This is a genomic window from Streptomyces albidicamelliae (assembly GCF_025642175.1).
Classification (GTDB): Bacteria; Actinomycetota; Actinomycetes; order Streptomycetales; family Streptomycetaceae; genus Streptomyces; species Streptomyces albidocamelliae.
This window is the reverse complement of record NZ_CP106795.1, coordinates 6,932,394-6,955,014: the sequence shown is the minus strand read 5'-3', so window position 1 is coordinate 6,955,014 and position 22,621 is coordinate 6,932,394. Positions and strand designations below refer to the sequence as shown.

19 protein-coding genes and 1 pseudogene are annotated in these 22,621 nt (G+C 71.6%); 2 read left to right on the top strand and 18 right to left on the bottom strand.

The genetic code is table 11. From position 1 onward, the window contains the following. Window positions 1-35: 35 nt before the first annotated feature. From N8I86_RS31445 to N8I86_RS31365, 18 genes are all read right to left on the bottom strand, one after another. Window positions 36-1,421 carry an aspartate aminotransferase family protein gene (locus N8I86_RS31445; RefSeq protein ID WP_073891453.1) on the bottom strand — a complete coding sequence of 462 codons (1,386 nt, stop codon included), beginning with the start codon at window positions 1,419-1,421 and terminating at the stop codon, window positions 36-38. Beyond that, on the bottom strand, window positions 1,418-3,316 hold the full coding sequence (dxs, locus tag N8I86_RS31440) for a 1-deoxy-D-xylulose-5-phosphate synthase (RefSeq protein ID WP_073891455.1): 1,899 nt from the start codon (window positions 3,314-3,316) through the stop codon (window positions 1,418-1,420). Before dxs ends, N8I86_RS31445 begins: the two co-directional genes overlap by 4 nt. Before the next feature lie 31 nt (window positions 3,317-3,347). Further along, complete coding sequence (gene ispG, locus N8I86_RS31435; protein ID WP_073891457.1) at window positions 3,348-4,481, bottom strand: flavodoxin-dependent (E)-4-hydroxy-3-methylbut-2-enyl-diphosphate synthase; 1,134 nt, start codon at window positions 4,479-4,481, stop codon at window positions 3,348-3,350. Between the two features lie 4 nt (window positions 4,482-4,485). Next, on the bottom strand, window positions 4,486-5,508 hold the full coding sequence (gene hpnH / locus N8I86_RS31430; RefSeq protein ID WP_073891459.1) for an adenosyl-hopene transferase HpnH: 1,023 nt from the start codon (window positions 5,506-5,508) through the stop codon (window positions 4,486-4,488). A 5-nt stretch (window positions 5,509-5,513) separates the two neighbouring features. Further along, complete coding sequence (locus tag N8I86_RS31425; RefSeq protein WP_073891461.1) at window positions 5,514-6,155, bottom strand: phosphorylase family protein; 642 nt, start codon at window positions 6,153-6,155, stop codon at window positions 5,514-5,516. Between the two features lies 1 nt (window position 6,156). Beyond that, window positions 6,157-8,187, bottom strand: coding sequence for a squalene--hopene cyclase (gene shc, locus N8I86_RS31420; protein WP_263279273.1), 2,031 nt, complete (start codon window positions 8,185-8,187; stop codon window positions 6,157-6,159). Between the two features lie 119 nt (window positions 8,188-8,306). Continuing rightward, complete coding sequence (locus tag N8I86_RS31415) at window positions 8,307-9,443, bottom strand: polyprenyl synthetase family protein (protein ID WP_073891465.1); 1,137 nt, start codon at window positions 9,441-9,443, stop codon at window positions 8,307-8,309. Further along, window positions 9,443-10,870 (bottom strand): hydroxysqualene dehydroxylase HpnE, encoded by a 1,428-nt coding sequence (hpnE, locus tag N8I86_RS31410; protein WP_263279272.1) that lies wholly within the window; start codon window positions 10,868-10,870, stop codon window positions 9,443-9,445. The genes N8I86_RS31415 and hpnE overlap by 1 nt, the downstream gene beginning before the upstream one ends. Continuing rightward, complete coding sequence (locus N8I86_RS39465) at window positions 10,867-10,971, bottom strand: DUF6380 family protein (RefSeq protein ID WP_352228235.1); 105 nt, start codon at window positions 10,969-10,971, stop codon at window positions 10,867-10,869. The genes hpnE and N8I86_RS39465 overlap by 4 nt, the downstream gene beginning before the upstream one ends. 23 nt (window positions 10,972-10,994) lie before the next feature. After that, window positions 10,995-11,957, bottom strand: coding sequence for a presqualene diphosphate synthase HpnD (hpnD, locus tag N8I86_RS31405; RefSeq protein ID WP_263279271.1), 963 nt, complete (start codon window positions 11,955-11,957; stop codon window positions 10,995-10,997). Further along, entirely contained in the window at window positions 11,954-12,850 is an 897-nt protein-coding gene (gene hpnC / locus N8I86_RS31400; RefSeq protein WP_263279270.1) for a squalene synthase HpnC, read from the bottom strand. Before hpnC ends, hpnD begins: the two co-directional genes overlap by 4 nt. Window positions 12,851-13,210: 360 nt before the next feature. Beyond that, window positions 13,211-13,990, bottom strand: coding sequence for an ABC transporter ATP-binding protein (locus N8I86_RS31395; RefSeq protein ID WP_073891475.1), 780 nt, complete (start codon window positions 13,988-13,990; stop codon window positions 13,211-13,213). Next, window positions 13,983-14,912 (bottom strand): ABC transporter permease, encoded by a 930-nt coding sequence (locus N8I86_RS31390; protein WP_073891477.1) that lies wholly within the window; start codon window positions 14,910-14,912, stop codon window positions 13,983-13,985. The genes N8I86_RS31395 and N8I86_RS31390 overlap by 8 nt, the downstream gene beginning before the upstream one ends. A gap of 110 nt (window positions 14,913-15,022) precedes the next feature. Continuing rightward, window positions 15,023-15,895, bottom strand: a complete 873-nt coding sequence (locus N8I86_RS31385; protein WP_073892118.1) for a glycosyltransferase family 2 protein — start codon at window positions 15,893-15,895, stop codon at window positions 15,023-15,025. Between the two features lie 8 nt (window positions 15,896-15,903). Then, window positions 15,904-16,683, bottom strand: a complete 780-nt coding sequence (locus N8I86_RS31380; protein ID WP_073891479.1) for a CDP-alcohol phosphatidyltransferase family protein — start codon at window positions 16,681-16,683, stop codon at window positions 15,904-15,906. Further along, a complete protein-coding gene (locus N8I86_RS31375; RefSeq protein ID WP_073891481.1) occupies window positions 16,661-17,722 on the bottom strand; it encodes an iron-containing alcohol dehydrogenase family protein in 1,062 nt (353 codons plus the stop codon). The genes N8I86_RS31380 and N8I86_RS31375 overlap by 23 nt, the downstream gene beginning before the upstream one ends. Beyond that, complete coding sequence (locus N8I86_RS31370; RefSeq protein ID WP_123440345.1) at window positions 17,710-18,462, bottom strand: phosphocholine cytidylyltransferase family protein; 753 nt, start codon at window positions 18,460-18,462, stop codon at window positions 17,710-17,712. The genes N8I86_RS31375 and N8I86_RS31370 overlap by 13 nt, the downstream gene beginning before the upstream one ends. Next, window positions 18,459-20,258 carry a CDP-alcohol phosphatidyltransferase family protein gene (locus tag N8I86_RS31365; protein WP_263279269.1) on the bottom strand — a complete coding sequence of 600 codons (1,800 nt, stop codon included), beginning with the start codon at window positions 20,256-20,258 and terminating at the stop codon, window positions 18,459-18,461. The genes N8I86_RS31370 and N8I86_RS31365 overlap by 4 nt, the downstream gene beginning before the upstream one ends. 264 nt (window positions 20,259-20,522) lie before the next feature. Here N8I86_RS31365 and galE point away from each other — a divergent pair. Together galE and N8I86_RS31355 are read left to right on the top strand one after the other, a co-directional pair. Continuing rightward, a pseudogene (gene galE / locus N8I86_RS31360) lies at window positions 20,523-21,493 on the top strand (UDP-glucose 4-epimerase GalE). Between the two features lie 130 nt (window positions 21,494-21,623). Then, entirely contained in the window at window positions 21,624-22,565 is a 942-nt protein-coding gene (locus N8I86_RS31355) for a cation diffusion facilitator family transporter (protein WP_263279268.1), read from the top strand. Window positions 22,566-22,621: the final 56 nt, after the last annotated feature.

Below are 22,621 nucleotides of genomic sequence, written 5' to 3'. Positions count from 1 at the left end.
CCGGGACCGCCGGCTCTCCTCGGAACCGCCCGCACTCAGCGGTTGGCCACCGCCTGCTTGATCAGGGTCTTGCCGAAGTCCCACATCAGCCCACCGCCGCTGTGCGCGTCGTCCATGACGGCGGTGAAGGCGTCCACGAACCGGTCCACGTCGGCCTCGTCGATGATCAGCGGCGGAATCAGCTTGATCACCTCCAGATGGTCGCCCGAGACCTGGGTGAGGATCCTGTGCCGTTGCAGCAGCGGCACGACGACCATCTGCGCGAACAGGCCCTTGCGCGCCGCCTGGAGCATGGCCCACCGGCCGCGCAGCTTCATCGAGGTCGGCCTGCCGAACTCGATGCCGATCATCAGGCCGCGACCCCGCACGTCGGCGAGCAGCTCGTACTTGCCGATCAGCGCGGTGAGCCGGGACTTGAGCAGTTCGCCGGTCGTCCGTACGCCCGCGACGATCTGCTCGTTCTCCATGACGGACAGCACGGCCAGACCGCACGCCATCGCCTGGGCGCCCGAGCCGAAGCTCGCCGAGTGGACCAGGACGCGGTCCATGGACGAGTAGACCTTCTTGAAGATCCAGTCCTTGCCGAGGGTGGCACCGACGGGTACGTAGCCGCCGGAGAGCGCCTTGGCCACGCACACCAGGTCCGGTTCGACGCCGTCCTCGTGCTGGTAGGCGTAGAAGTCCCCGGTGCGGCCGAGGCCCGTCTGCACCTCGTCGGCGATGAGCAGCGCCTTGTGCCGGCGCAGCAGCTCCTGCGCGCCGCGCAGATAGCCGGGCGGTGCCTCGTGCACGCCCTTGCCCTGGATGGGCTCGACGATCAGGGCGGCCACATCGCCCTTCTTCAGCTCCCGCGCCAGGGCGTCGAGGTCTCCGAGGGGTACGGCGGTGTCCGGCAGCAGCGGGGCGAAGCCGTCGCGGAAGCCGCTCTCGCCGTTCACCGAGAGCGCGCCGGTGGTCAGGCCGTGGAAGGCGTGGTCGCAGTACAGGACACGCGGCCTGCCGGTGGCGTACCGGGCGAACTTCAGGGCCGTCTCGACCGCCTCGGTGCCGCTGTTGCCGAAGAACACCCGGTCCAGGTGCGGGCTGTGCGCGAGCAGCCGTTCGGCGAGCAGTCCGGGCAGCGGCTGGCAGTCGAAGCGGGTGAGGTCGGCGAGGCCGAGGTCGAGCACGTCGTGCAGCGCCTTGCGGACGACGGGGTGATGGCGGCCCAGGCCCATCACCCCGAACCCGGCGAGCATGTCCAGGTGGTCGTTGCCGTCCGCGTCGAAGAAGTGGGCGCCCTCGGCACGCTCGTAGACCTTGTCGAAGCCGATGGTGTGCAGCATGCGCGGGAGCTGCGGGTTGAGGTGCTTGGCGTGCAGCTCGTAGCGTTCGGCTCCGCGCTCGGCGAGCAGGGCGCCGAGGTCGAACTCGGTGGTCATTCACTCTCCTTGGCTGTGCCGCCGGAGTCCCTGACGGCCAGGCTCGCGCTGATCCGCCCGGCGATCTCGACGGGCGTGAGACCGATGTCGGCCAGCACCTCGCCGCGCTTGGCGTGCGCGAGGAACTGCTCGGGGATGCCGAACCGCCGTACCGGTACGTCCACGTCGGCGTCACCGAGGGCGAGGGCCACGGCCGAACCGACGCCCGCCGCACGGCTGTTGTCTTCCACCACGGCCACCAGGCGGTGCTCGGCGGCGAGTCCGGGCAGGGCGGGGTCGACGGGCTTGACCCAGCGGGGGTCGACGACCGTGCAGGTGATGCCCCGGGCGTCCAGGAGTTCGGCGGCCTGCAGGCACACCGGTGCCATCACGCCGACGGCCACCAGCAGCACCTCCGGGCGCTCGCCGCGGTGCAGGACGTCCAGGCCGCCCACCCGGTCGACCGCCGGGATCTCCGGGCCGACGGACTCCTTCGGGAAACGGACCAGGGTCGGCGCGTCGTCCACGGCGACCGCCTCGCGCAGCTGGGCCCGCAACTGGCCGGCGTCGCGCGGGGCGGCGATCCTGAGGCCCGGGACGACCTGGAGGACCGACATGTCCCACATGCCGTTGTGCGAGGCTCCGTCCACGCCGGTGACACCCGCCCGGTCCAGTACGAAGGTCACCCCGCAACGGTGCAGGGCCACGTCCATCAGCAGCTGGTCGAAGGCGCGGTTGAGGAAGGTGGCGTAGACGGCGACGACCGGGTGGAGGCCGCCGGTGGCGAGGCCGGCGGCGGAGACGGCCGCGTGCTGCTCGGCGATGCCCACGTCCCACACCCGGTCGGGGAAGCGCTCGGCGAACTTCCCCAGACCGACCGGGTGCAGCATGGCCGCCGTGATCGCCACGACGTCCTCCCGCTCCTGCCCGATCCGCACGATCTCGTCGCCGAACACCGAGGTCCACGACGGTCCGCCGGCCGGCGTGAGCGGCGCGCAGGTGAGCGGGTCCATCACCCCGACGGTGTGGAAGTGGTCCTCCTCGTGGGCGAGGGCCGGTTCGTAGCCGCGGCCCTTCTCCGTGAGGCAGTGCACCAGGACCGGGCCGTGGAAGCGCTTCGCACGACGCAGCGCGGACTCCACGGCGTTGATGTCGTGGCCGTCGATCGGACCGATGTACTTCAGCCCCAGGTCCTCGAACATGCCCTGCGGCGCGAAGGCGTCCTTGAACCCCTTCTTCGCGCCGTGCAGGGACTCGTAGAGCGTGCCGCCGACGACCGGGGTCCTCAGGAGCACGTCCTTCCCCCAGGCCAGCATCCTCTCGTAGCCGTCCGTCGTGCGCAGGGTGGCCAGGTGGTTGGCGAGACCGCCGATGGTGGGGGCGTACGAGCGCTCGTTGTCGTTGACGACGACGATCAGCGGACGGTCCTTGGCGGCGGCGATGTTGTTCAGCGCCTCCCAGGCCATGCCGCCGGTCAGCGCGCCGTCGCCGATGACCGCGACGACATGCCCCTGCTCCCGCTGCACCTGGCGGGCCTTGGCGAGGCCGTCGGCCCAGCCGAGCGCCGTGGAGGCGTGGCTGTTCTCGATGACGTCGTGCTCGGACTCCTCGCGCGAGGGGTAGCCGGACAGGCCGCCCTTCGAGCGCAGCTTGGAGAAGTCCTGCCGTCCCGTCAGCAGTTTGTGCACATAGCTTTGATGGCCGGTGTCCCACAGAATGCGGTCGACCGGCGACTCGAAGACCCGGTGGAGCGCGATGGACAGTTCCACCACCCCCAGGTTGGGCCCGAGATGACCGCCGGTCCGCGACACCGCGTGCACCAGGAACTCGCGTATCTCCTCGGACAGTTCGCCGAGTTCCGCCTCGGACAGCGCCTTCAGGTCGCGTGGTCCCCGGATCGTCTCCAGAATGGTCACGCTCGGGCCCCCTCTCGGTCCGTGCCTTGCCTCAACTCAACTGGTCTGCGGGGCCCGTCCGCTCGGCGAGCTTCATGGCCTCCTCGATGAGGGTCTCCACGATCCTGGACTCGGGGACGGTCTTGACGACCTCGCCCTTCACGAAGATCTGACCCTTGCCGTTGCCCGAGGCAACCCCGAGATCTGCCTCGCGGGCTTCGCCGGGACCGTTGACCACACACCCCATCACCGCGACCCGCAACGGCACCTCCATGCCGTCGAGGCCCGCGGTGACCTCCTCGGCCAGCTTGTACACGTCCACCTGGGCCCGCCCGCAGGAGGGGCAGGAGACGATCTCCAGGCGCCGCTGCCGGAGCCCGAGCGACTCCAGGATCTGGATGCCGACCTTGACCTCCTCGGCCGGCGGCGCCGACAGGGAGACCCGGATCGTGTCGCCGATGCCCCGGGAGAGCAGCGCCCCGAACGCCACAGCCGACTTGATCGTGCCCTGGAAGGCGGGGCCGGCCTCGGTGACCCCCAGGTGCAGGGGGTAGTCGCACGCCTCGGCGAGCTGCCGGTACGCCTCGATCATCACGACCGGGTCGTTGTGCTTGACGGAGATCTTGATGTCCCGGAAGTCGTGCTCCTCGAAGAGCGACGCCTCCCACAACGCGCTCTCGACCAGCGCCTCCGGGGTCGCCCTGCCGTACTTCTGCAGCAGCCGACGGTCCAGGGAGCCCGCGTTGACGCCGATGCGGATCGGCGTGGCGTGCTCCTTGGCGGCGCGGGCGATCTCCCTGACCTTGTCGTCGAACTGCTTGATGTTGCCCGGGTTGACTCGGACCGCGGCGCAGCCGGCCTCGATCGCGGCGAAGACGTACTTGGGCTGGAAGTGGATGTCCGCGATCACCGGGATCTGGGACTTCCTCGCGATGGTCGCGAGGGCGTCGGCGTCGTCCTGGGTCGGGCAGGCCACCCGGACGATCTGGCAGCCGGACGCGGTCAGCTCGGCGATCTGCTGCAGGGTGGCGCCGATGTCCGACGTGCGGGTCGTCGTCATCGACTGCACCGAGACCGGGGCGCCGCCCCCGACCGCCACCGGCCCGACCTGGATCCGCCGCGCATGGCGCCGCGGTGCGACCGGACGGGCCGGTACCTCGGGAACGCCCAAGGGAACGGCGGTCATCGGGTCACTCCCGGTTTCCGGAGACGGTCTCGCGCATGGCCCGCAGGGACTCCTTCAGGGAGCCCATCGTGGCGAGGACGGCGGTGGGCTCGTAGCCGCAGTGCGCCATGCAGTTGGCGCAGCGCGGGTCCTTGCCCCGGCCGTACTTGTCCCAGTCGGTCTTCTCGATGAGTTCCCGGTACGTCGGCACGTATCCGTCGCTCATCAGGTAGCAGGGGCGCTGCCAGCCGAAGAGCGAGTAGTTCGGGATCGCCCACGCGGTGCACGGGAAGTCGACCTTGCCCTCCAGGAAGTCCAGGAAGAGCGGGGAGTGGTTCAGCCGCCACTTGCGGCGGTTGCCGCCCGCGAAGGCCTTCTTGAACAGCTCGCGGGTCTGCTCCACGCCGAGGAAGTGCTCCTGGTCGGGAGCCTTCTCGTACGCGTAGGCGGGCGAGATCATCATCTCGTCGACCTTGAGGTCGTCGTTGAGGAAGTTGAGCACCTCGATGATGGTCTGCGGGGTGTCGGTGTTGAAGAAGGTCGAGTTGGTGGTCACGCGGAAGCCGCGCCGCTTGGCCTCCTTGATGGCCTCCACCGCCTCGTCGAACACCCCCTCCTTGGCGACGGACTCGTCGTGCCGCTCGCGCAGCCCGTCGATGTGGACGGCGAAGGCGAAGTACGGGGAGGGCGTGAACTTGTCCATCTTCTTGCGCAGGAGCATCGCGTTCGTGCACAGGAAGACGTACTTCTTCTTCGCCACCAACTGCCGCACGATCTCGTCGATCTGCGGGTGCATCAACGGTTCTCCACCGGCGATGGAGACCATGGGCGCACCGGACTCCAGCACCGCGCCCACGGCCTGGGCGACCGGCATGCGCTGCTTGAGCACACCCGCCGGATGCTGGATCTTGCCGCACCCCTCGCACTTGAGGTTGCAGGCGAAGAGCGGTTCCAGCTCGACGATGAGCGGAAACTTGTCCCGCCTGCGGAGCTTCTGTTCAGCCAGGTATGTAGCGACCTTGATGGACTGACGCAACGGCATGGCCATCTGGCTCACCTCCGGGGGAGCAGCAAGGAACGGTGCCATTCGGTAAATGCTGGAAGAACGGAACGCAGGACGCGGAAAGCCGATATTCCCCCGCGCACCGTGCCGATCCGGACGAGTTCGTGTTCAGGGGCGTCCACGACCACCCGTACAGCCGCGACGGGCCGGTCGCCGGCGCGCACCGCGCTCAGGAGCGTGGCCGCCGACTCCATGTCGACGGCGATCGCACCGGTCGCGAGCAGGTCGGAGCGCTCGGGGCCGCGGACGACGTGGTCGGAGCCGGTGAGCGGGCCGGTGTGGACCGTGCGCCCGGGCAGCAGGCGCGCGAGTTCCTTCACCAGCAGTTCGGTACCCACACAGGCGACCGTGCCGCGCGGGTCCCGGGTCTCCTCGGCGACGACCAGGTCGCCGGGGTGCATGCCGGGGGCGAGCCCGGCGCAGAAGCCGGTGGCCAGGACGGCCGCGTCGGCCAGCGCCGGGTCGCCGAGCCGCCCGGTGACGGAGCGTTCCGCCGCCCGGGGGCCCATGCCCGTGCGGACGACCGTGTACGGCCCGCCGGCGCCGCCGCGGTCGCCGGTGCGCAGGGCGAGGTGCTCGATGCCGAGCGCGCAGGCGATCAGCAGCGGGACCGGGCCGGGCTGGCTGGTCAACTCAGCCCCCCTGTGCCTCGACGAGGGCCTTGCCGGCCTTGGCGAGCGGGGGCCGCTCGAAGGGGTCGCCGTGCAGGTACCGGCCGAGCGCGGTGAGCGGGAACACCTGCCGGTACAGGTGGTAGTTGATGGAGAAGTCCCACGGGAAGCCGGTGCCGGTGAAGTACGGCTCGTCCCAGGTGCCGTCCTCCCGCTGGGTGTCGGCCAGCCAGCGGACGCCGCGCTCGACGGCCTTGGAGTCCTTCTCCCCCGCCGCGAGCAGCGCCATCAGCGCCCACGCGGTCTGCGAGGCGGTGGAGGCGCCGTGGCCGCTCCACTCCCCGGCGTCCTTGTAGGAGCGCAAATCCTCGCCCCAGCCGCCGTCGTCGTTCTGGACGTCCTCCAGCCAGGCCACGGCACGCCGGATCGCCGGGTGCGTGCCGGGCAGGCCGGCCGCGGTGAGCGCCGGCACCACGGAGCCGGTGCCGTAGATGTAGTTGACGCCCCAGCGGCCGAACCAGGAGCCGTTCGCCTCCTGTTCGGCGAGGAGCCAGGCGATGCCGCGCCGGGCACGCGGGTCGTGGGCGAGGCCCTCGGCCGCGAGCATCTCGACCACGTGCGCGGTGACGTCCGCGGACGGCGGGTCGATGACCTCGCCGAAGTCGCAGAACGGCAGCCGGTTCGGGAACGGGCTGGTGTTGTCGACGTCGAAGGCGCCCCACGCGCCGTTCTTCGACTGCATGCCGAGGTTCCAGCGCACGGCCCGTCCGATCGCGTGGTCGACGCGCTCGGGGTCGTGGTGCCTGACCCGGCGCAGCGCGAGGGCCACCTCGGCGGTGTCGTCGATGTCCGGGTAGTTGTCGTTGTGGAACTCGAACGCCCAGCCGCCCGGCGGGAGTCCGGGGCGCTTCACGGCCCAGTCGCCGGGGCGGACGATCTCCTCGCCGAGCATCCAGTCGGCCGCCCGGACCAGTTGGGGGTGGTCGGCGGGCAGTCCCGCGTCGGCGAGCGCGATGGTGGCGAGGCAGGTGTCCCACACAGGGGACTGGCAGGCCTCGATCATCCGGGCACCGTCCTCGCGCCATACGGCGAAACGGTCCAGCGAGGCGAGGCCCTCGCGCATCACCGGATGCCGGAGGTCGTAGCCGAGCAGGTGCAGGGCGATGACCGAGTAGACGGCCGGGGGCTGGATGCCGCCCCAGCAGCCGTCGTTCTCCTGCCGCTCGATGATCCAGCGGGCGGCGGCGTTCATCGCGGCCTTGCGCACACCGCGCGGCACGACCTTGCGCAGCTGGTGCAGCGCCTTGTCCAGCCGCTGGAAGGCGCCGTCCCAGCTGGCCACCGGCGCCAGGGGCCGGGCCGGGTTGGGGTCGGCCGGGTCGGTGTGCAGCTCGTCCAGCGGGAAGGGGGCCGGGCGTACCGGGCGCTTGGCGGAGACGACGGTGAGCGGCACGATCGTCTGCCGGGCCCAGCAGCCGAAGTCGTAGATGTTGAGCGGCATCCAGGTCGGGAACCAGATGAGCTCCGGCGGGAGTTCGGGCAGGTCCTCCCACTTCCACCAGCCGAACAGGGCGAGCCAGATCCGGGTGAACACGCGGGCCGCGGCGATGCCGCCGCGCTCACGGATCCAGGCGGCGGCCTTCGCCATGTGGGGGGCCTCGGGCAGGTCGCCGGCCAGGCGGAGGGCGACGTACGCCTCGATGGTGGTAGAGAGCTCGCCGGGTCCGCCGTAGAAGGTGGCCCAGGTGCCGTCCTCGCGCTGCTCGCCGCGGACGAACTTCGCGGCTGCCAGGGCCGTCGTCTCGTCGAGGATGCCGAGGAACTGACGGAGCAGCAGGTCCTCGGCGTCCATGGTGACGTTCGTCTCCAGGTCGCCCTTCCACCAGCCCTGGGCGTCCTGCCGGGCGAGCAGGAAGTCGGTGGCGCGCCTCGCGGCGTGCGCGGCGGCTTCCCGTACCCCGGCCGCCTCGGGGGTGGTGACGGTGGTGTCGCTGGCCGCGGCAGCGCGGGGCGGCAGGGTCGCCCCGGTGCTTCCGTCGGTCGTCGCTGTCATGGCTTCCCCTTCGTGCAGTCGTGCGAGTCGTGCTGCTGTGGGTCCGCCGTCGGCCGGTGTCCTGCCCCGTAAGGAGGCACCGGCCGGCGACTAAGCGAGGCGTGTCGAGCCGATGGCGATCATCTCTTCCGTACGACGACGAAGTCGGCGAGCGCCGTGAAGGAGGCCCGCACCGGGTCGGGCATGTGGACGGCGTCGAGGGCCTCGACGGCGATGACGTGCTGGCGGCGTGCTTCCCCGGCGGTCCACTCGCGGCCGCCGGCCTCCTCGATGAGGGCAGCGCGGGCCGCGAACTCCTCCTCGGAGAAGTTCTCGAAGTCGCTGCTCTTGGCATCGGCGGCGAGGATCTCGCCGAGCCGCTCCGAGGCCGGGCCGCCGGCCGCGAGGGCGGCCACCACCGGCAGGGACTTCTTGCGCTGGCGCAGATCGCTCCAGGTCTGCTTGCCGGTGGACTCCGGGTCGCCCCAGATGCCGAGGAGGTCGTCGACGGCCTGGAAGGCGAGGCCGAGGTGGTAGCCGTACTTCTCCAGCGCGTCGGCGGTGGCGTCGTCGGCGCCGCCGAGGACGGCGCCGATGGAGCTGGAGGCGGCGAGCAGGGCGCCGGTCTTGTTGCCCTCCATCTCCAGGCACTCCTCGACGCTGACCCGGTCGCGGTGCTCGTAGGAGATGTCCTGCGCCTGACCGTCGATCAGGGCGCGGGTGGCGGTGGTGAGCCGTCGGGTGGCGCGGCCGGCCTCGACGCTGCCGAGCTCCAGCAGGACCTCGTTGGCGAGGGCGAACAGGGCGTCGCCGACCAGGATCGCCTGGGCGGGGCCGTGCACCTTCCAGACGGTGTCGCGGTGGCGGCGCTGCTCGTCGCCGTCCATCAGGTCGTCGTGCAGCAACGAGAAGTTGTGGACGAGTTCGACGGCGACGGCGCCGGGGACGCCCACCTCGGGCGCGGCGCCGGTGACCTCGGCGGAGAGCACGGCGAGCGCGGGCCGTACGGCCTTGCCGCCGTCGCCGTCGGCCGGGTTGCCGGCCGCGTCGATCCAGCCGAAGTGGTAGGCGGCGACGGTGTCCATCGGAGGCGCCAGGCGGTCCACGGCCGCACGCAGGACCGGGGTGGCCAGGGTCCGGCCGCGCTCCAGCAGCGCGGTCACGTCCACCGCGGCCCGTGGAGCGGGCTTCGAGGCCGGGGGCACAGTGGGCACAGTCTCTCCTCTTGTTGCGGTACCGGGGGTGCGGGGGCCTGCCGCATGCTCCAGACCGGGCATCAGGCCGCCTCCTCGAACTCGAAGAGGTGGCGGGGGCGGGGCCGGCCCAGGGCGCTCAGCGCGGCGTCGGCCGCGCTCACTCCACTGCGGACCGCACTCTCCATGGTCGCGGGCCACCCTGTGGCGGTCCACGCTCCGGCCAGGTACAGGCCGGGGGACTTGGTGCGGGCGCCGGGCCGCAGCCGCCCGACGCCGGGGGTGGGGGCGAACGTCGCCGTGCGCTCCCGGGTCACGAAGAAGTCCTGCACCACGGCCGCCCGGGTGCCCGGGATCAGCCGCTCCAGCTCGGGCAGGTAGCGGTCGCGGAGGTCGGCGACCGGTGTGTCGATCTCGTCCTGGGCGGCGGACTGGGACAGCGCGAGGTACTGGCCCGTGCGCAGCCCCGAGGCGTCGGTGCGGTCGAAGACCCACTGCACGGGGGTGCCGAGGGCGGCGAAGAAGGGCTTCGCGAGCACCTTGCGGTCGTAGACGACGTGGACGTTGAGGATCGGCGCGGTGCCGATGTCCAGCAGCCGCCCCTGGTCGTCGAGGGCGCCGGGCGGCAGCAGGTCGTGGGTCTCGCGCTGGGGTACGGCGAGGACGACGGCGTCGGCGTGCAGCGTCTCGCCGGAAGCCTGAACGTTCCAGCTCCCGTTCTCGTTGGAGGAGATGGAGGTGACGCGTGTACGGACCTCGGTACGCACGCCCGCGGAGTCGAGCGCCTTGCGGGCCAGCCGGTCGTGCAGTTCGCCCAGCGGGACGTGGGACCAGCCGATGTCGGCCGCGCCCGGGTCGGACAGCAGACCGGTCTTGAACACCATCGCGGCGAGTCCCAGGGAGGCGTCGCCGGCGACCGCGTTGAGGGTGGCGACCCCGACCAGGTCCCACAGGGCCTCGACGGCGCGTGCCGACTGGCCGTGCGCGGTCAGCCAGCTGCCGAAGTCCTGGGTGTCCAGGGCCGGATCGGCGGGGTCGAGCCCCTGGAGCGCGAGCGCGGCCCGGCCCACGGCGGCACGCTCGGCGAGCGAGAGGTGCGGATAGGCGGCCAGGCTGCGCCCCAGGTGGAGGGGGACGGGCAGCGGGTCGCGCCGCAGCCGGCCGAGCCGGCGTCCCGCGGGTTTGTCGACGTCGACGACCGGCACGTCCAGGCGGTCCTGCAGGGGCGCCAGTGCCGCGCCCTCGATCCGGTCGAGGAACCAGCGGTAGGCGGTGCAGCAGCGCAGGTACACGTGCTGGCCGTTGTCGACGGTCAGCTCGCCGCGCCGGAAGGAGAAGGCGAGGCCGCCGAGCCGGGGTCTGCCTTCGAGCAGGGTGACGTGGACGCCCGCGTCGGCGAGTGCGAGCGCCGCGGTGATGCCCGCGAGGCCGCCGCCGACCACGACGGCACCGCGGCCGGGGGCCTGCGGGGTGCCGGCGCGCTCCTGCGCGGGGCGTGAGCCGTCGCTCATCGTGCGTCCTTCCGTGCGTGCCGAGCGTGCTGGTTGAACGGTGCACGCCCGGTCGTCGCAGTCAGGGACGCCACGCCGCAGCGGAGGGTTGCGTGCCGCATCGACGCCGGTTCGCTGGGGTCCATCAGGTGCGCCTCCTGACGGTCCGCCAGGAGGCGTGGCGGGTCACGTGCCGGGCGTCGAGACCGGAGAGGCCGCGCACGGCGACATAGGCCTTCTCGTGTCCGGGCAGCGAGACCCGGCCGCGCAGGACGGCCTCCGGGTCGCGCTCGATGCGGTCCAGCAGCCGGCGGTAGATGCCGGCCATGGCGGCCACGCAGGCGCCGCTGCGCCGGTCGAGCATCGGGAGGAGCCGGTAGCCCTCGGCGAACAGCGCCCGGGCGCGCCGCACCTCGAAGTGCACGAGGCCCGCGAAGTCGGAGCCCTCCGGCGGGGTCGGCCCGTCGAACCCGGCCGAGCAGCCGAACTTGGCGAGGTCGTCGGCGGGCAGATAGGTACGGCCGCCCTCGGCGTCCTCCCGGACGTCCCGGAGGATGTTGGTGAGCTGCAGCGCGAGTCCGAGGGTGTCGGCGTACTCGGAGGCACGCTCGGCGCCGCGCGCCCCCGGTTCGGTGCCGAACACGCCGAGCGAGAGCCGGCCGATGGCGCCGGCGACACAGCGGCAGTAGACCTTCAGGTCGTCCCAGGTCTCGTAGGTCTCCCCGCGCACGTCCATCTGGACGCCGTCGATCAGCTCGTCGAGGCCGCCGAGCGGGATGGGGAAAGCGCGTGCGGCGTGGCTGAGGGCGACGGCCACCGGGTCGGTGTCGTCCTCCCCGACCTCGCCCGCGCGGACGCGGGCGAGCAGCGCGCGGGTGTCGTCGAGCCGTGCCACCTTGACCTCGTCGGCCAGGTCGCCGTCGCCGATGTCGTCCACCCGCCGGGAAAGCGCGTACAGCGCCGACATGGCGCGGCGCTTCGCCGTAGGCAGCAGCCGGATGCCGTAGGCGAAGTTACGGGCCTGCTGCCCGGTGACGGCCTCGCAGTAGCTGTACGCGGCGAGTACCGGAGCGGACACGTGCGGCGGAGAATCCACGGTCCGGATCACCCCTCTCCTCGCAGGATCGCGCCCGCCTCACGCAGCAGCTGGACCTTGCCGGGTCGGGGCGGGCCGGGAAGTACGTCGTATTCGGCGGCGGCGATCGCCCGGATCGCCGCCCTCCCCCCCGCCACGAACCCCGCGAGCAGCAGCTTCAGCCTGCCGTTGACGCTACCCACCAGGGGGGCGCCTTCATTCAGCAGATCGCGGGCGCGTTGACCTTCGTATGCAACCAGGGCGCGCACCGATGCGCTCGCGGTTTTCGCGGCGAGATCCGTTTCCTGCACGTGAAAGCGCTTCATGTCCTCGGCGGGCAGGTAGATCCGGTCGCGGCCGAGGTCCTCGGCGACGTCCTGGAGGTGCTCCACGATCTGCAGTGCGGTGCAGACGGCGTCGGACCGCCGGATCCGTTCGGGGGTCGCGGTGCCGGTGACGGCGAGGACGAGGCGGCCCACGGGGTTGGCGGACAGCTCGCAGTAGGCGAGGAGGTCGTCGTAGGTCTCGTAGCGGCGGACGAGCTGGTCCTGGCGGTTGGCGGCGATCAGGCCGAGGAACGGCTCGGGGGTGAGGGAGCGGCGGCGGACGGTGGGCTGGAGCCGGCGCAGCAGCGGATGGCGCGGGGTGCCGTCGAAGACGCGGCGCAGGTCGGCCTCGAAGGCGTCGAGCAGGACGAGGCGGTCCTCGGCGTCGGTGGCCGACACGCCGAGCACGCGGGCGTCGGCGCCGCCGGGGGCCAGGTCGCCGTCGCCGATGTCGTCCACGAGGCGGGCGAAGCCGTAGACGGCCATGAGGTCGTCACGCCAGGCCCTGGGCAGGAAGAACGGGGCCACGGGGAAGTTCTCGCTCGTGGCCTTGTCCAGGGTGGCGCGTTCCAGATCCGGCGCCGTGTCGCCGGCCGTCACCGGGCGCTACCCGGCGCGGGGACGGCACATGCGGCGTTGAGCTGGGGAGTTTCCGTAGCCATTGCCGTCACATCTCCCGTTCTACACTGCCGACCCAATACACACTATTTCGGACACGCCGCCCGGTAATCCGCGGGAGCGCCCTGTCGGAGGGTGTCGCGCATTATCGCCCCACTTGCCGCTTTCCGGCACCGGTACAGCTTACGTTGTACAGCGCGGCCAGGTCCGTCGGGGTGTCCTGCGCATCACAAGAACACACCGATTGGCGCCAAGATTCCTAGCGCCAGGCGGAGTTGACGTTTCCTTTGCAGACGCAGGGCCCCGCCGGACGGTTGCCGGCGGGGCCCTGGCCGAAAGGGGCTACTTGCCCGTGAACTTCTCGTATTCCTTCAGGACCTCTTCGGTGGGCCCGTCCATACGCAGTTCGCCGCGTTCCAGCCACAGCACGCGGTTGCAGGTGTCGCGGATGGACTTGTTGTTGTGGCTCACGAGAAAGACGGTTCCGGCCTCCTTCCGCAGTTCCCGGATGCGCTCCTCGGAGCGCTTCTGGAACTTGCGGTCGCCGGTGGCGAGGGCCTCATCGATCATGAGGACGTCGTGGTCCTTGGCGGCGGCGATGGAGAACCGCAGCCGGGCCGCCATGCCGGAGGAGTACGTGCGCATCGGCAGGGTGATGAAGTCGCCCTTCTCGTTGATCCCGGAGAAGTCGACGATGTCCTGGTAGCGCTCCTTGATCTGCTCCCGGGACATGCCCATAGCGAGACCGCCGAGGATGACGTTGCGCTCGCCCGTCAGGTCGTTCATCAGGGCCGCGTTGACGCCGAGCAGCGAGGGCTGGCCGTCGGTGTAGACCTTGCCGCTCTCGGCGGGCAGCAGGCCGGCTATGGCACGCAGCAGGGTGGACTTGCCGGAGCCGTTGGAGCCGATGAGGCCGATGGCCTCGCCGCGGTAGGCGATGAAGGAGACGCCGCGCACGGCGTGCACCTTGCGCACCCCGCGCTCCTCGCCGCGCTTGACGATGCGGCTCAGCGCGGCGGTGGCGCTGCCCTTGCCGGTCTTGGCGCCGTTGACCCGGTAGACGATGTGCAGGTCGTCGGCGATGACCGTCGGGCGCCGGTCCTGGGTGTTCTGCTCAGCCACGGCCGTACCGCTCCTCCGCCTTCCAGAAGTACACGAAGCCACCCGCGAAGACGGCCACGGCCCAGAACAGGGCGATGGCCCACACGTGCGGCGGCAGGTTCGAGGAACCGTATCCGTCGATCAGGGCGAACCGCATCAGGTCCATGTAGACCGCGGCCGGGTTGACCTGGAGCAGCCGGACGATCCACTCGGGGCGGCCCGCCATCATCGTGCTGATGGAGAACATGACACCGGAGGCGTACATCCAGGTGCGCAGGACGAAGGGCATCAGCTGGGCGAGGTCCGGCGTCTTGGCGCCCATGCGGCCCACGATCAGCGCGAGCCCGGTGTTGAACAGGAACTGCAGCACCAGCACCGGGACGATCAGCAGCCAGGACAGGCCCGGGTAGCTGCCGAAGCCGATGGCCACGATGAACATCACGATCATCGAGAAGAGCAGCTGCTGCAGCTGCTGCAGCGAGAACGAGACGGGCAGCGAGGCGCGCGGGAAGTGCAGGGCGCGCACCAGCCCCAGGTTGCCGGAGATCGCGCGGACGCCCGTCATCACCGAGCTCTGCGTGAACGTGAACACGAAGACGCCCGTGACCAGGAACGGGATGTACACGTCCTTGGACATGCCCCGGCTGGCTTGCAGAATGACGCCGAAGATGAAGTAGTAGACCGCCGCGTTCAGCAGCGGGGTCACCACCTGCCACAGCTGGCCGAGCTTGGCCTGGCTGTACTGCGCCGTCAGCTTCGCCTGCGAGAAGGCGAGGATGAAGTGGCGGCGCCCCCACAGCTGAGCGACGTATTCGCCGAGCGAGGGCCGGGCACCGCTCACCGAGAGCCCGTACTTCGCGGCGAGGTCGGCCGGCGTCAGTCCCTCGTCGGGCGACGGGGCCGCGGTCACCGCGACCGTGCCGTCGTGCGTGGTCTCACTCACAGGTGGAAACTTTCGTCTTCGGGTTCAACTGCTTGCGCGCCGCCTTCTGGGCGGACGCGTTCACGAGCGCCGCGACGGTCGCCCTGTCGCGGCCTCTCACGTCGAGCTTGTCAGATCACCGGAGGGCGGCCCAGTCGTGTGAGCCGCCACACAGTGCGCCAGCGCATCGGACGGCGGGGGCCGCACGACGTGCTCCAGCCCTCCCGGAAACCGCCGAACCAGGCCTTCAGCGCCGGCCGGGAGGGGCGGCGCAGCAGCGTGAGCAGCAGCCAGACCCCCAGGTAGACCGGGACTAGAGGGGCGGGGAGGTTGCGGCGGGCGAGCCAGACCCGGTTGCGGGCGACCATGCGGTGGTAGACCGCGTGCCGCGAGGGCGCGGTCGTCGGGTGGTACAGCACCATGTCGGACCGGTAGTCGATCATCCAGCCCGCGTCGAGGGCCCGCCATGCGAGGTCGGTTTCCTCGTGGGCGTAGAAGAACGCGTCCGGAAGGCCGCCGACCTCCGCGAACACGCGGGTGCGGACGGCGTTGGCGCCGCCGAGGAACGTGGTGACCCGGGAGGAGCGCATCGGGTCGGAGGCGCGCAGCCGCGGCACGTGCCGGCGCTGGGTCTCGCCGGTCTCGGGGTCGGCGATACGAAAGCTGACGATGCCGAGCTCGGGGTCCGCGGCGAAGGCCTCGCGGCACAGCTCGGCGGTGTCGTGCCGGGCGAGCAGGCCGTCGTCGTCGAGGAAGAGCAATATGTCGACATCGCGACCGCCGGGGCCGAAGGCCTCTATGCCGACGTTCCGGCCGCCGGGGATGCCCAGGTTCTCGGGCAGCTCCAGCGTGCGCACGCCCTCGGGGACGTCCGGGACGGGCGAGCCGTTGCCGACGACCACCACCTCGACGCGGTCACCGTCCTGCTTGGCGACCGAGTCGAGCAGGGCGCGCAGCTCCTCGGGCCGGTTGCCCATGGTGATGACGACGGCGCCGACGCGCAGGGCCGTGCTCACTTCAGCCTGCTGGAGGCGAGGATGGACACGAGGTGCAGCAGGGTCTGCAGCAGCGCGATGCCGGCGAGCACCGCGACACCGAGCCGGGAGAAGAACAGGTCGCCGCGGGCCTGGTCGACGACGGCCAGGACCAGGATCAGCAGGGACGCCTCGATACCGAGGATCAGCCGGTGGAACTTCAGGGCGGCGGCCGCGCGGCGGGCCAGCGCCATGCCGGAGGTGCGCATCTCGGCGGCGGCCTCCTGCACCGGCGGCTTGCCGGCCTGGTGGCGGGCGACGCCGACGAGATCGGTCTCGGCCTTGATGAGGATGGCGCCGAGCGCGGCCAGGGTGCCGAGGAAGGCCCACAGCCAGTCGATACGGCCGCTGCCCCACAGGTCGGCGGCGCGCAGACCGAAGCCGACGAGGACCGCGGCGTCGGTCAGGTAGGCGCCGACCCGGTCCAGGTAGACGCCGTTCAGCGAGTACTGCTGCTTCCAGCGCGCGATCTCGCCGTCGACGCAGTCCAGCAGCAGGTACATCTGGACGCACACCACGCCGAGCACCGCGCCCGGGATCCCCGGCACCAGGAGTGCCGGGGCCGCGAGCACGCCGAAGACGGTCATCAGGTACGTGAGCTGGTTGGGCGTGACCCTGGTGTTGACCAGGTAGCGGTCGACCCGCAGGGAGACCTCTCGCATGTAGAGGCGCCCCATCCAGTGCTCACCGCTGCGCCGGTCCTTCACCCCCGCGGGGTGGACGACCGGACGGAGTTCAGCTACCGATGGCCTTGACATAGTCGGCGTAGACGTCCTTGATCTGATGGGTTTCGAGGGCGAGGTGTTCGAGGATCGTGTAGCGGCCGGGCCGGGTCTCCGGGGCGAACTCCACGACGCGGACGAACTCGTCCACGGTGAAGCCGATCTCCTCCGGAAGCACCGGAAGCCCGTGCCGGCGCAGCACCTCGGCCATGAACGCCGCCTCCTCGTGCGCCCCGCGCAGGTACATCGCGAAGGCCGCACCGAGGCCGCACTGCTCGCCGTGGGCGGCCGCCCGCTTCGGGAAGAGCAGGTCGAAGGCGTGGTTGATCTCGTGGCAGGAGCCCGAGGCCGGCCGGGAGTCGCCCGAGATCGACATCGCGACGCCCGTGAGGACCAGCGCCTCGGCGAGCACCTGGAGGAAGCCGTTCTCCCCGATGCCGCCCGGGTGCCGGAGCACCGCCTCGCCGGCCTGCCGGGCCATGGCGGCGGCCAGGCCGTCGATCTGCTCGCCCTTGACCCGGTTGGCCAGCTCCCAGTCCGCGATCGCGTTGATGTTGGACACCGCGTCGCCGATGCCGGCGCGCACGAAACGGGCCGGGGCCTCGCGGATGACGTCCAGGTCGATCACGGCCGCGATCGGGTTCGGCACACCGTAGGAGCCGCGGCCCGCGTCGTTGTCGAGGGTGGCGACCGGCGAGCACAGACCGTCGTGGGCGAGGTTCGTGGGGACGGCGACGAGGGGCAGGCCCACGCGCGCCGCGGCGAACTTCGCACAGTCGATGATCTTGCCGCCGCCGAGGCCGACGACCGCGTCGTAGCGGCCGGACTGCATCTCGCCGGCCAGCCGGACGGCGTCGTCCAGGGTGCCGCCGCCGACCTCGAACCAGGTGGCGCCGGGCAGCGAGGGCGAGATCCGCTCGCGCAGCCGGGCGCCGGAGCCGCCGCTGACGGCGACGGCGAGCCGGCCGGAGTGCGAGATGCGCTGGTCGGCGAGGACGCCCGCCAGGTCGTCGAGGGCACCCGCGCGGATGTCGACGACGACCGGCGAGGGGATCAGCCGGGTCAGTACTGGCACGCGATCTCCCGTCCCCGGGCGAGGTCGTCGTGGTTGTCGATCTCGACCCACTTGACGTCACCGATCGGTGCCACGTCGATCTTGAAGCCGCGGTTCACCAGCTCCTGGTAGCCGTGCTCGTAGAACTGCTGCGGGTCCGTCTCCCAGACCGTCTTCAGCGCGTCGGCCAGTTCGATGGCGGCGTCGCCCTCGATCAGGGTGACGCCGATGTACTCGCCGGTCGCCTCGGCGGGGTCCATCAGCTTGGTGATCTTGCGGACGCCCTTCTCGGCGTCGACGACGACCTTCATCTCCTCGTCCGCGAGGGACTTCACGGTGTCGAGGGCGAGGATGATCTTCTTGCCCTCGCCGCGGGCGGCGAGCAGCGTCTTCTCGACGGAGACCGGGTGGACCGTGTCGCCGTTGGCGAGGATCACACCGTCCTTGAGGGCGTCACGGCCGCACCACAGGGAGTAGGCGTTGTTCCACTCCTCGGCCTTGTCGTTGTCGATCAGGGTGATCTTGACGCCGTACTTCTGCTCCAGGGCCGCCTTGCGCTCGTACACGGCCTCCTTGCGGTAGCCGACGATGATCGCGACCTCGGTCAGACCGATCTCGGCGAAGTTGCCGAGGGTGAGGTCGAGCACGGTGATCGAGTCCTCCGCGCCCGCGGGCCCCACCGGCACCAAAGCCTTGGGAAGGGTGTCGGTATAGGGGCGCAGTCGCCGTCCGGCGCCTGCCGCCAGCACGAGGCCGATCATGCGGGTTCTCCTTCATCGTGTACGGCGGGCGCCCCAGCGGACACCCAGAAGCGGATGCTCTCGACGAGCACCACCAGGGCGACGGCCACGGCGAGCACCGTGAGCGCGACCTTGAACTGCGAGGCGGTGAGCACCGCGGCCAGGACGGTGACGAGCAGCGTCCGCCCTTCGTGCCCCCCGATGGCGCGCACCAGCCGGGCCGGCGGCGCGCCGGCGTTGCCGCGGATGCGGTACACCGTGTCGTAGTGATGGTAGGCGACGGCGGCCACCAGGCCGAAAGCCGCGGGGAGGGCCCCGTTCACCCCTGCTTTGCCCGCGAGGGCGAGGACGGTGCCGTACTCGGCGGCCCGGAAGACCGGCGGGACGAGCCAGTCGAGGGCGCCCTTGAGGGGGCGGGCGACGGCGAGGGCCGAGGTCAGGACGTAGACGAGGGCGCCGACGACGGGCAGCACGCTGCCGCGGCCGGTCAGGGCCGAGCAGGCCACGACGACGGCGCCGCCGAGCAGGGCGACCGCGGGGACGGCGAGGCCGGGCAGGCCCCGCTTGAGCGGGCGTCGCAGGGCGTCGGCGAGCGGACCGGAGTCGGCGAGGTCGGCGAGGGCCTGCGCCGCGCGGTCGGTGCGGCGGGCCTTGCGGGTCAGCGAGCGCAGCACACGGCCCGCCGTGGTGTAGGCCGCCGCGAAGGCGCAGCCGATCAGCAGCACGTAGAAGGTGATGCGGGGGGTGGTGGCCGCGGTGAGCACGGCGATCATCGCCCAGCGCTCGCCGATCGGCAGGACGATCATGCGGCGCACCCAGACCGTCCAGCCGACGCTGTCGAGCCGGTCGGAGAGGGCGGCGGTGGGGCTGGTGTTGGCGGTGGCGTCGTGGTTGGCCTCGTTGAACGAGAAGTCCACCACGTGCCGGCAGGTCTGCAGGACCATCGCGCCGAGCGCCAGGGCCCACACGTCGTCGCCGCCGCGGGCGGCGCCGAGGGCGAGGCCGGCGTAGTAGGCGTACTCCTTGGCCCGGTCGAAGGTGGCGTCCAGCCAGGCGCCGAGCGTGGAGTACTTGAGGGCGTAGCGGGCGAGCTGGCCGTCGGTGCAGTCCAGCACGAAGGAGGCGATCAGCAGCACACCGGCGGCGACGAAGCCGGCGCGGGTGCCCGTCGCCGCGCAGCCGGCCGCTATCAGGGCCGTCAGCAGCGAGGCGGTGGTGACCTGGTTCGGGGTGAGGCCCCGGCGCGCGCACCACCGGGCGAGGTAGCGCGAGTAGGGGCTGATGAAGAAGGTGGTGAAGAAGCCGTCGCGGGACTTCACGGCGGACTTCAGGCGTACGGCCTCGTCGTCCACGGAGGCGACGGCCTGCCGTGCCTCGTTGCGGGCCTGCGGGTCGTCGGGCACGGCCGCGACCAGGCTGCCCAGCTCGGGGCGGTGCACCTCGGCGCCGTCGGCGTCCAGGGCGGTGACGATGCCGTCGGCGAGGCTGTCCACGGCGAGGGCGGTGCCGCCGCCGGCGGAGGTCTCACGGGCCACGGCCCGGGTGAGGGCCTGCCGTGCGCCGGGCTGGGCGGTGACGGCGCCGGGTACGGCGGAGAGCGGGAAGCGCGGGTCGGTCAGGCCGAGGCGCAGGGCGTGCAGGTGGCCGACGAAGCGGGCGTCGACCACGGCCACGCGGTCCGCGGCGGGAGCGGCGGCGAGCAGGGTCTCCGCCCCGGAGGCGTCCGCTGCCACCTGGACGTCGAAGCCGAGGGACCGCAGATCGCTCTCGAGCGACGATCCGGGGACCGGCTGACCGGTGACGATGGCGGTCGGCAACCGAACTCACTCCCTGGGGGTCGGCGCGCGGGCGCCGGTCTGCGTGGTGGGGCGCCCTTGGCCGCGGGACCCGGGCGGCATGTCGGCAGAGGGTATCGGATGGGCGGAAGCCCATGTTCACCGGCCGTTCACGGCCCGGTCCACGGGGGCTGCCCCGTCCTTTGCCGCGATCATCATCGGTGATCCGGGGCCCGCCCCACAAACCCTGGGGGGCAGACCAGGGCAACCGGGACACCCCGTGGGCTCGGCATAGGGTGGACGACCATGACGTGGCTGATCACCGGCGGAGCCGGATACATCGGGGCGCATGTGGCACACGCCATGGCCGGCGCCGGAGAGAGCGTCGTGGCGCTGGACGACCTGTCGGCCGCCGTGCCCGCCCGGCTGCCCGCGGGGGTCCCGCTCGTCGAGGGCTCGACCCTGGACGGGGAGCGGCTGAAGCGGGTCTTCGCCGAGTACGGCGTGACGGGTGTGGTGCATCTCGCCGCCCGCAAGCAGGTCGCCGAGTCCGTGGCCCGGCCCACCCACTACTACCGGGAGAACGTCGGCGGGCTCGCCACGCTCCTGGACGCGGTGGCCGGGGCGGGCATCCGCCGGCTGGTGTTCTCCTCGTCCGCGGCCGTGTACGGCAACCCGGACGTGGAGCTGATCACCGAGGACACCCCGTGCGCCCCGGTGAACCCCTACGGCGAGACCAAGCTGGCCGGTGAATGGCTGGTGCGGGCGGCGGGTCGGGCGCACGGGATCTCCACCGTATGTCTGCGGTACTTCAACGTGGCGGGCGCGGCCGCGCCCGAACTCGCGGACACCGGTGTCTTCAACATCGTGCCGATGGTCTTCGACCGGCTCACCCGCGACGAGGCCCCGCGCATCTTCGGCGACGACTACCCGACGCCGGACGGCACCTGCGTGCGGGACTACATCCACGTGGCCGATCTCGCGGAGGCCCACCTGGCGGCCGCGCGGCGCCTGGCGGGCGGGGACCTGCCGGGCGATCTGACGCTGAACATCGGCCGGGGCGAGGGCGTCTCGGTGCGCGAACTGATCGACGTCATCGGCGAGGTCTCCGGGGACCGCAGGCCGCCCGTGGTCGAGGGGCGCCGCCCGGGGACGCGCCGCGCGCGGTCGCCTCGGCCGAGCGGGCCGCCGAGGCACTGGGCTGGCGGGCCCGGCGCGGGGTGCGGGAGATGATCGACTCGGCCTGGCGGGGCTGGCAGCTGCACCACGGGGCGTGAGCCCCCACCGCCCTGACCTGCGCATCGTTTGCGCAGGTCAGGGCAGATGACAACGGTGTTCAGTGCCGCGTTGCCCCATACCCCCCACCCGTAGTTCACTGGCTCGTGACCCACACGGAAGGCGGTAGTCATGGGGGCAGGGCACGACCACGGGCACGCGCACTCCCACGCGCCGCCCACGGGTACGGCCGCGGTCGCGTACCGGGGCCGGCTGCGCATCGCGCTGGGCATCACCCTCACGATCATGGTGGTCGAGATCGTCGGCGGTCTGGTCGCCGACTCGCTCGCGCTGGTCGCGGACGCGGCGCACATGGCGACCGACGCGGTGGGCCTCTGCATGGCCCTGCTCGCGATCGCCTTCGCGAACCGGCCGGCGAGCACGAACCGCACCTTCGGCCTCGCCCGCGCCGAGATCCTCGCCGCGCTGGCCAACTGTCTGCTGCTGCTGGTGGTCGGCGGGTACGTCCTCTACGAGGCGATCGAGCGGTTCGTCACACCCGCCGACACCCGGGGCGGGCTGATGATCGTCTTCGGTCTGCTCGGCCTGGCCGGCAACTCGGTCTCCCTGGTCCTGCTGATGCGCGGGCAGAAGGAGAGCCTGAACGTGCGCGCCGCCTTCCTCGAGGTGGCCGCGGACGCCCTCGGCTCGGTCGCGGTGCTGATCTCCGCGACCGTGATCCTGACCACGGGCTGGCAGGCGGCCGACCCGATCGCCTCGCTGGTCATCGGGCTGATGATCGTGCCGCGGACGCTGAAACTGCTGCGCGAGACGCTCGACGTGCTGCTGGAGGCGGCGCCCAAGGGGGTCGACATGGCGGACGTCCGGGCGCACATCGTGGCGCTGGACGGCGTGGAGGACGTGCACGATCTGCACGCCTGGACGATCACCTCCGGCATGCCCGTGCTCTCGGCCCACGTGGTGGTCAGCTCCGAGGTGCTGAACGCCATCGGCCACGAGAAGATGCTGCACGAACTCCAGGGCTGCCTGGGCGACCACTTCGACGTGGAGCACTGCACCTTCCAGCTGGAGCCGGGCGGGCACGCGGAGCACGAGGCGCGGCTCTGCCACTGACGCCCGGACTGCTGTTCGACGCATGTCCGGACGGTTCCCGGTGGCGAACGCCGGGC

Bases quoted from the DNA above. Each gene is read 5' to 3' on its own strand.
- N8I86_RS31415 (WP_073891465.1), bottom strand. From the start codon at position 9,443: ATGCCCGGTCTGGAGCATGCGGCAGGCCCCCGCACCCCCGGTACCGCA.
- N8I86_RS31380 (WP_073891479.1), bottom strand. From the start codon at position 16,683: ATGTCAAGGCCATCGGTAGCTGAACTCCGTCCGGTCGTCCACCCCGCG.
- hpnH (WP_073891459.1), bottom strand. From the start codon at position 5,508: ATGGCCATGCCGTTGCGTCAGTCCATCAAGGTCGCTACATACCTGGCT.
- hpnE (WP_263279272.1), bottom strand. From the start codon at position 10,870: ATGAGCGACGGCTCACGCCCCGCGCAGGAGCGCGCCGGCACCCCGCAG.
- N8I86_RS31445 (WP_073891453.1), bottom strand. From the start codon at position 1,421: ATGACCACCGAGTTCGACCTCGGCGCCCTGCTCGCCGAGCGCGGAGCC.
- N8I86_RS31370 (WP_123440345.1), bottom strand. From the start codon at position 18,462: ATGATCGGCCTCGTGCTGGCGGCAGGCGCCGGACGGCGACTGCGCCCC.
- N8I86_RS39465 (WP_352228235.1), bottom strand. From the start codon at position 10,971: ATGCGGCACGCAACCCTCCGCTGCGGCGTGGCGTCCCTGACTGCGACG.
- N8I86_RS31355 (WP_263279268.1), top strand. From the start codon at position 21,624: ATGGGGGCAGGGCACGACCACGGGCACGCGCACTCCCACGCGCCGCCC.
- shc (WP_263279273.1), bottom strand. From the start codon at position 8,187: ATGACAGCGACGACCGACGGAAGCACCGGGGCGACCCTGCCGCCCCGC.
- ispG (WP_073891457.1), bottom strand. From the start codon at position 4,481: ATGACCGCCGTTCCCTTGGGCGTTCCCGAGGTACCGGCCCGTCCGGTC.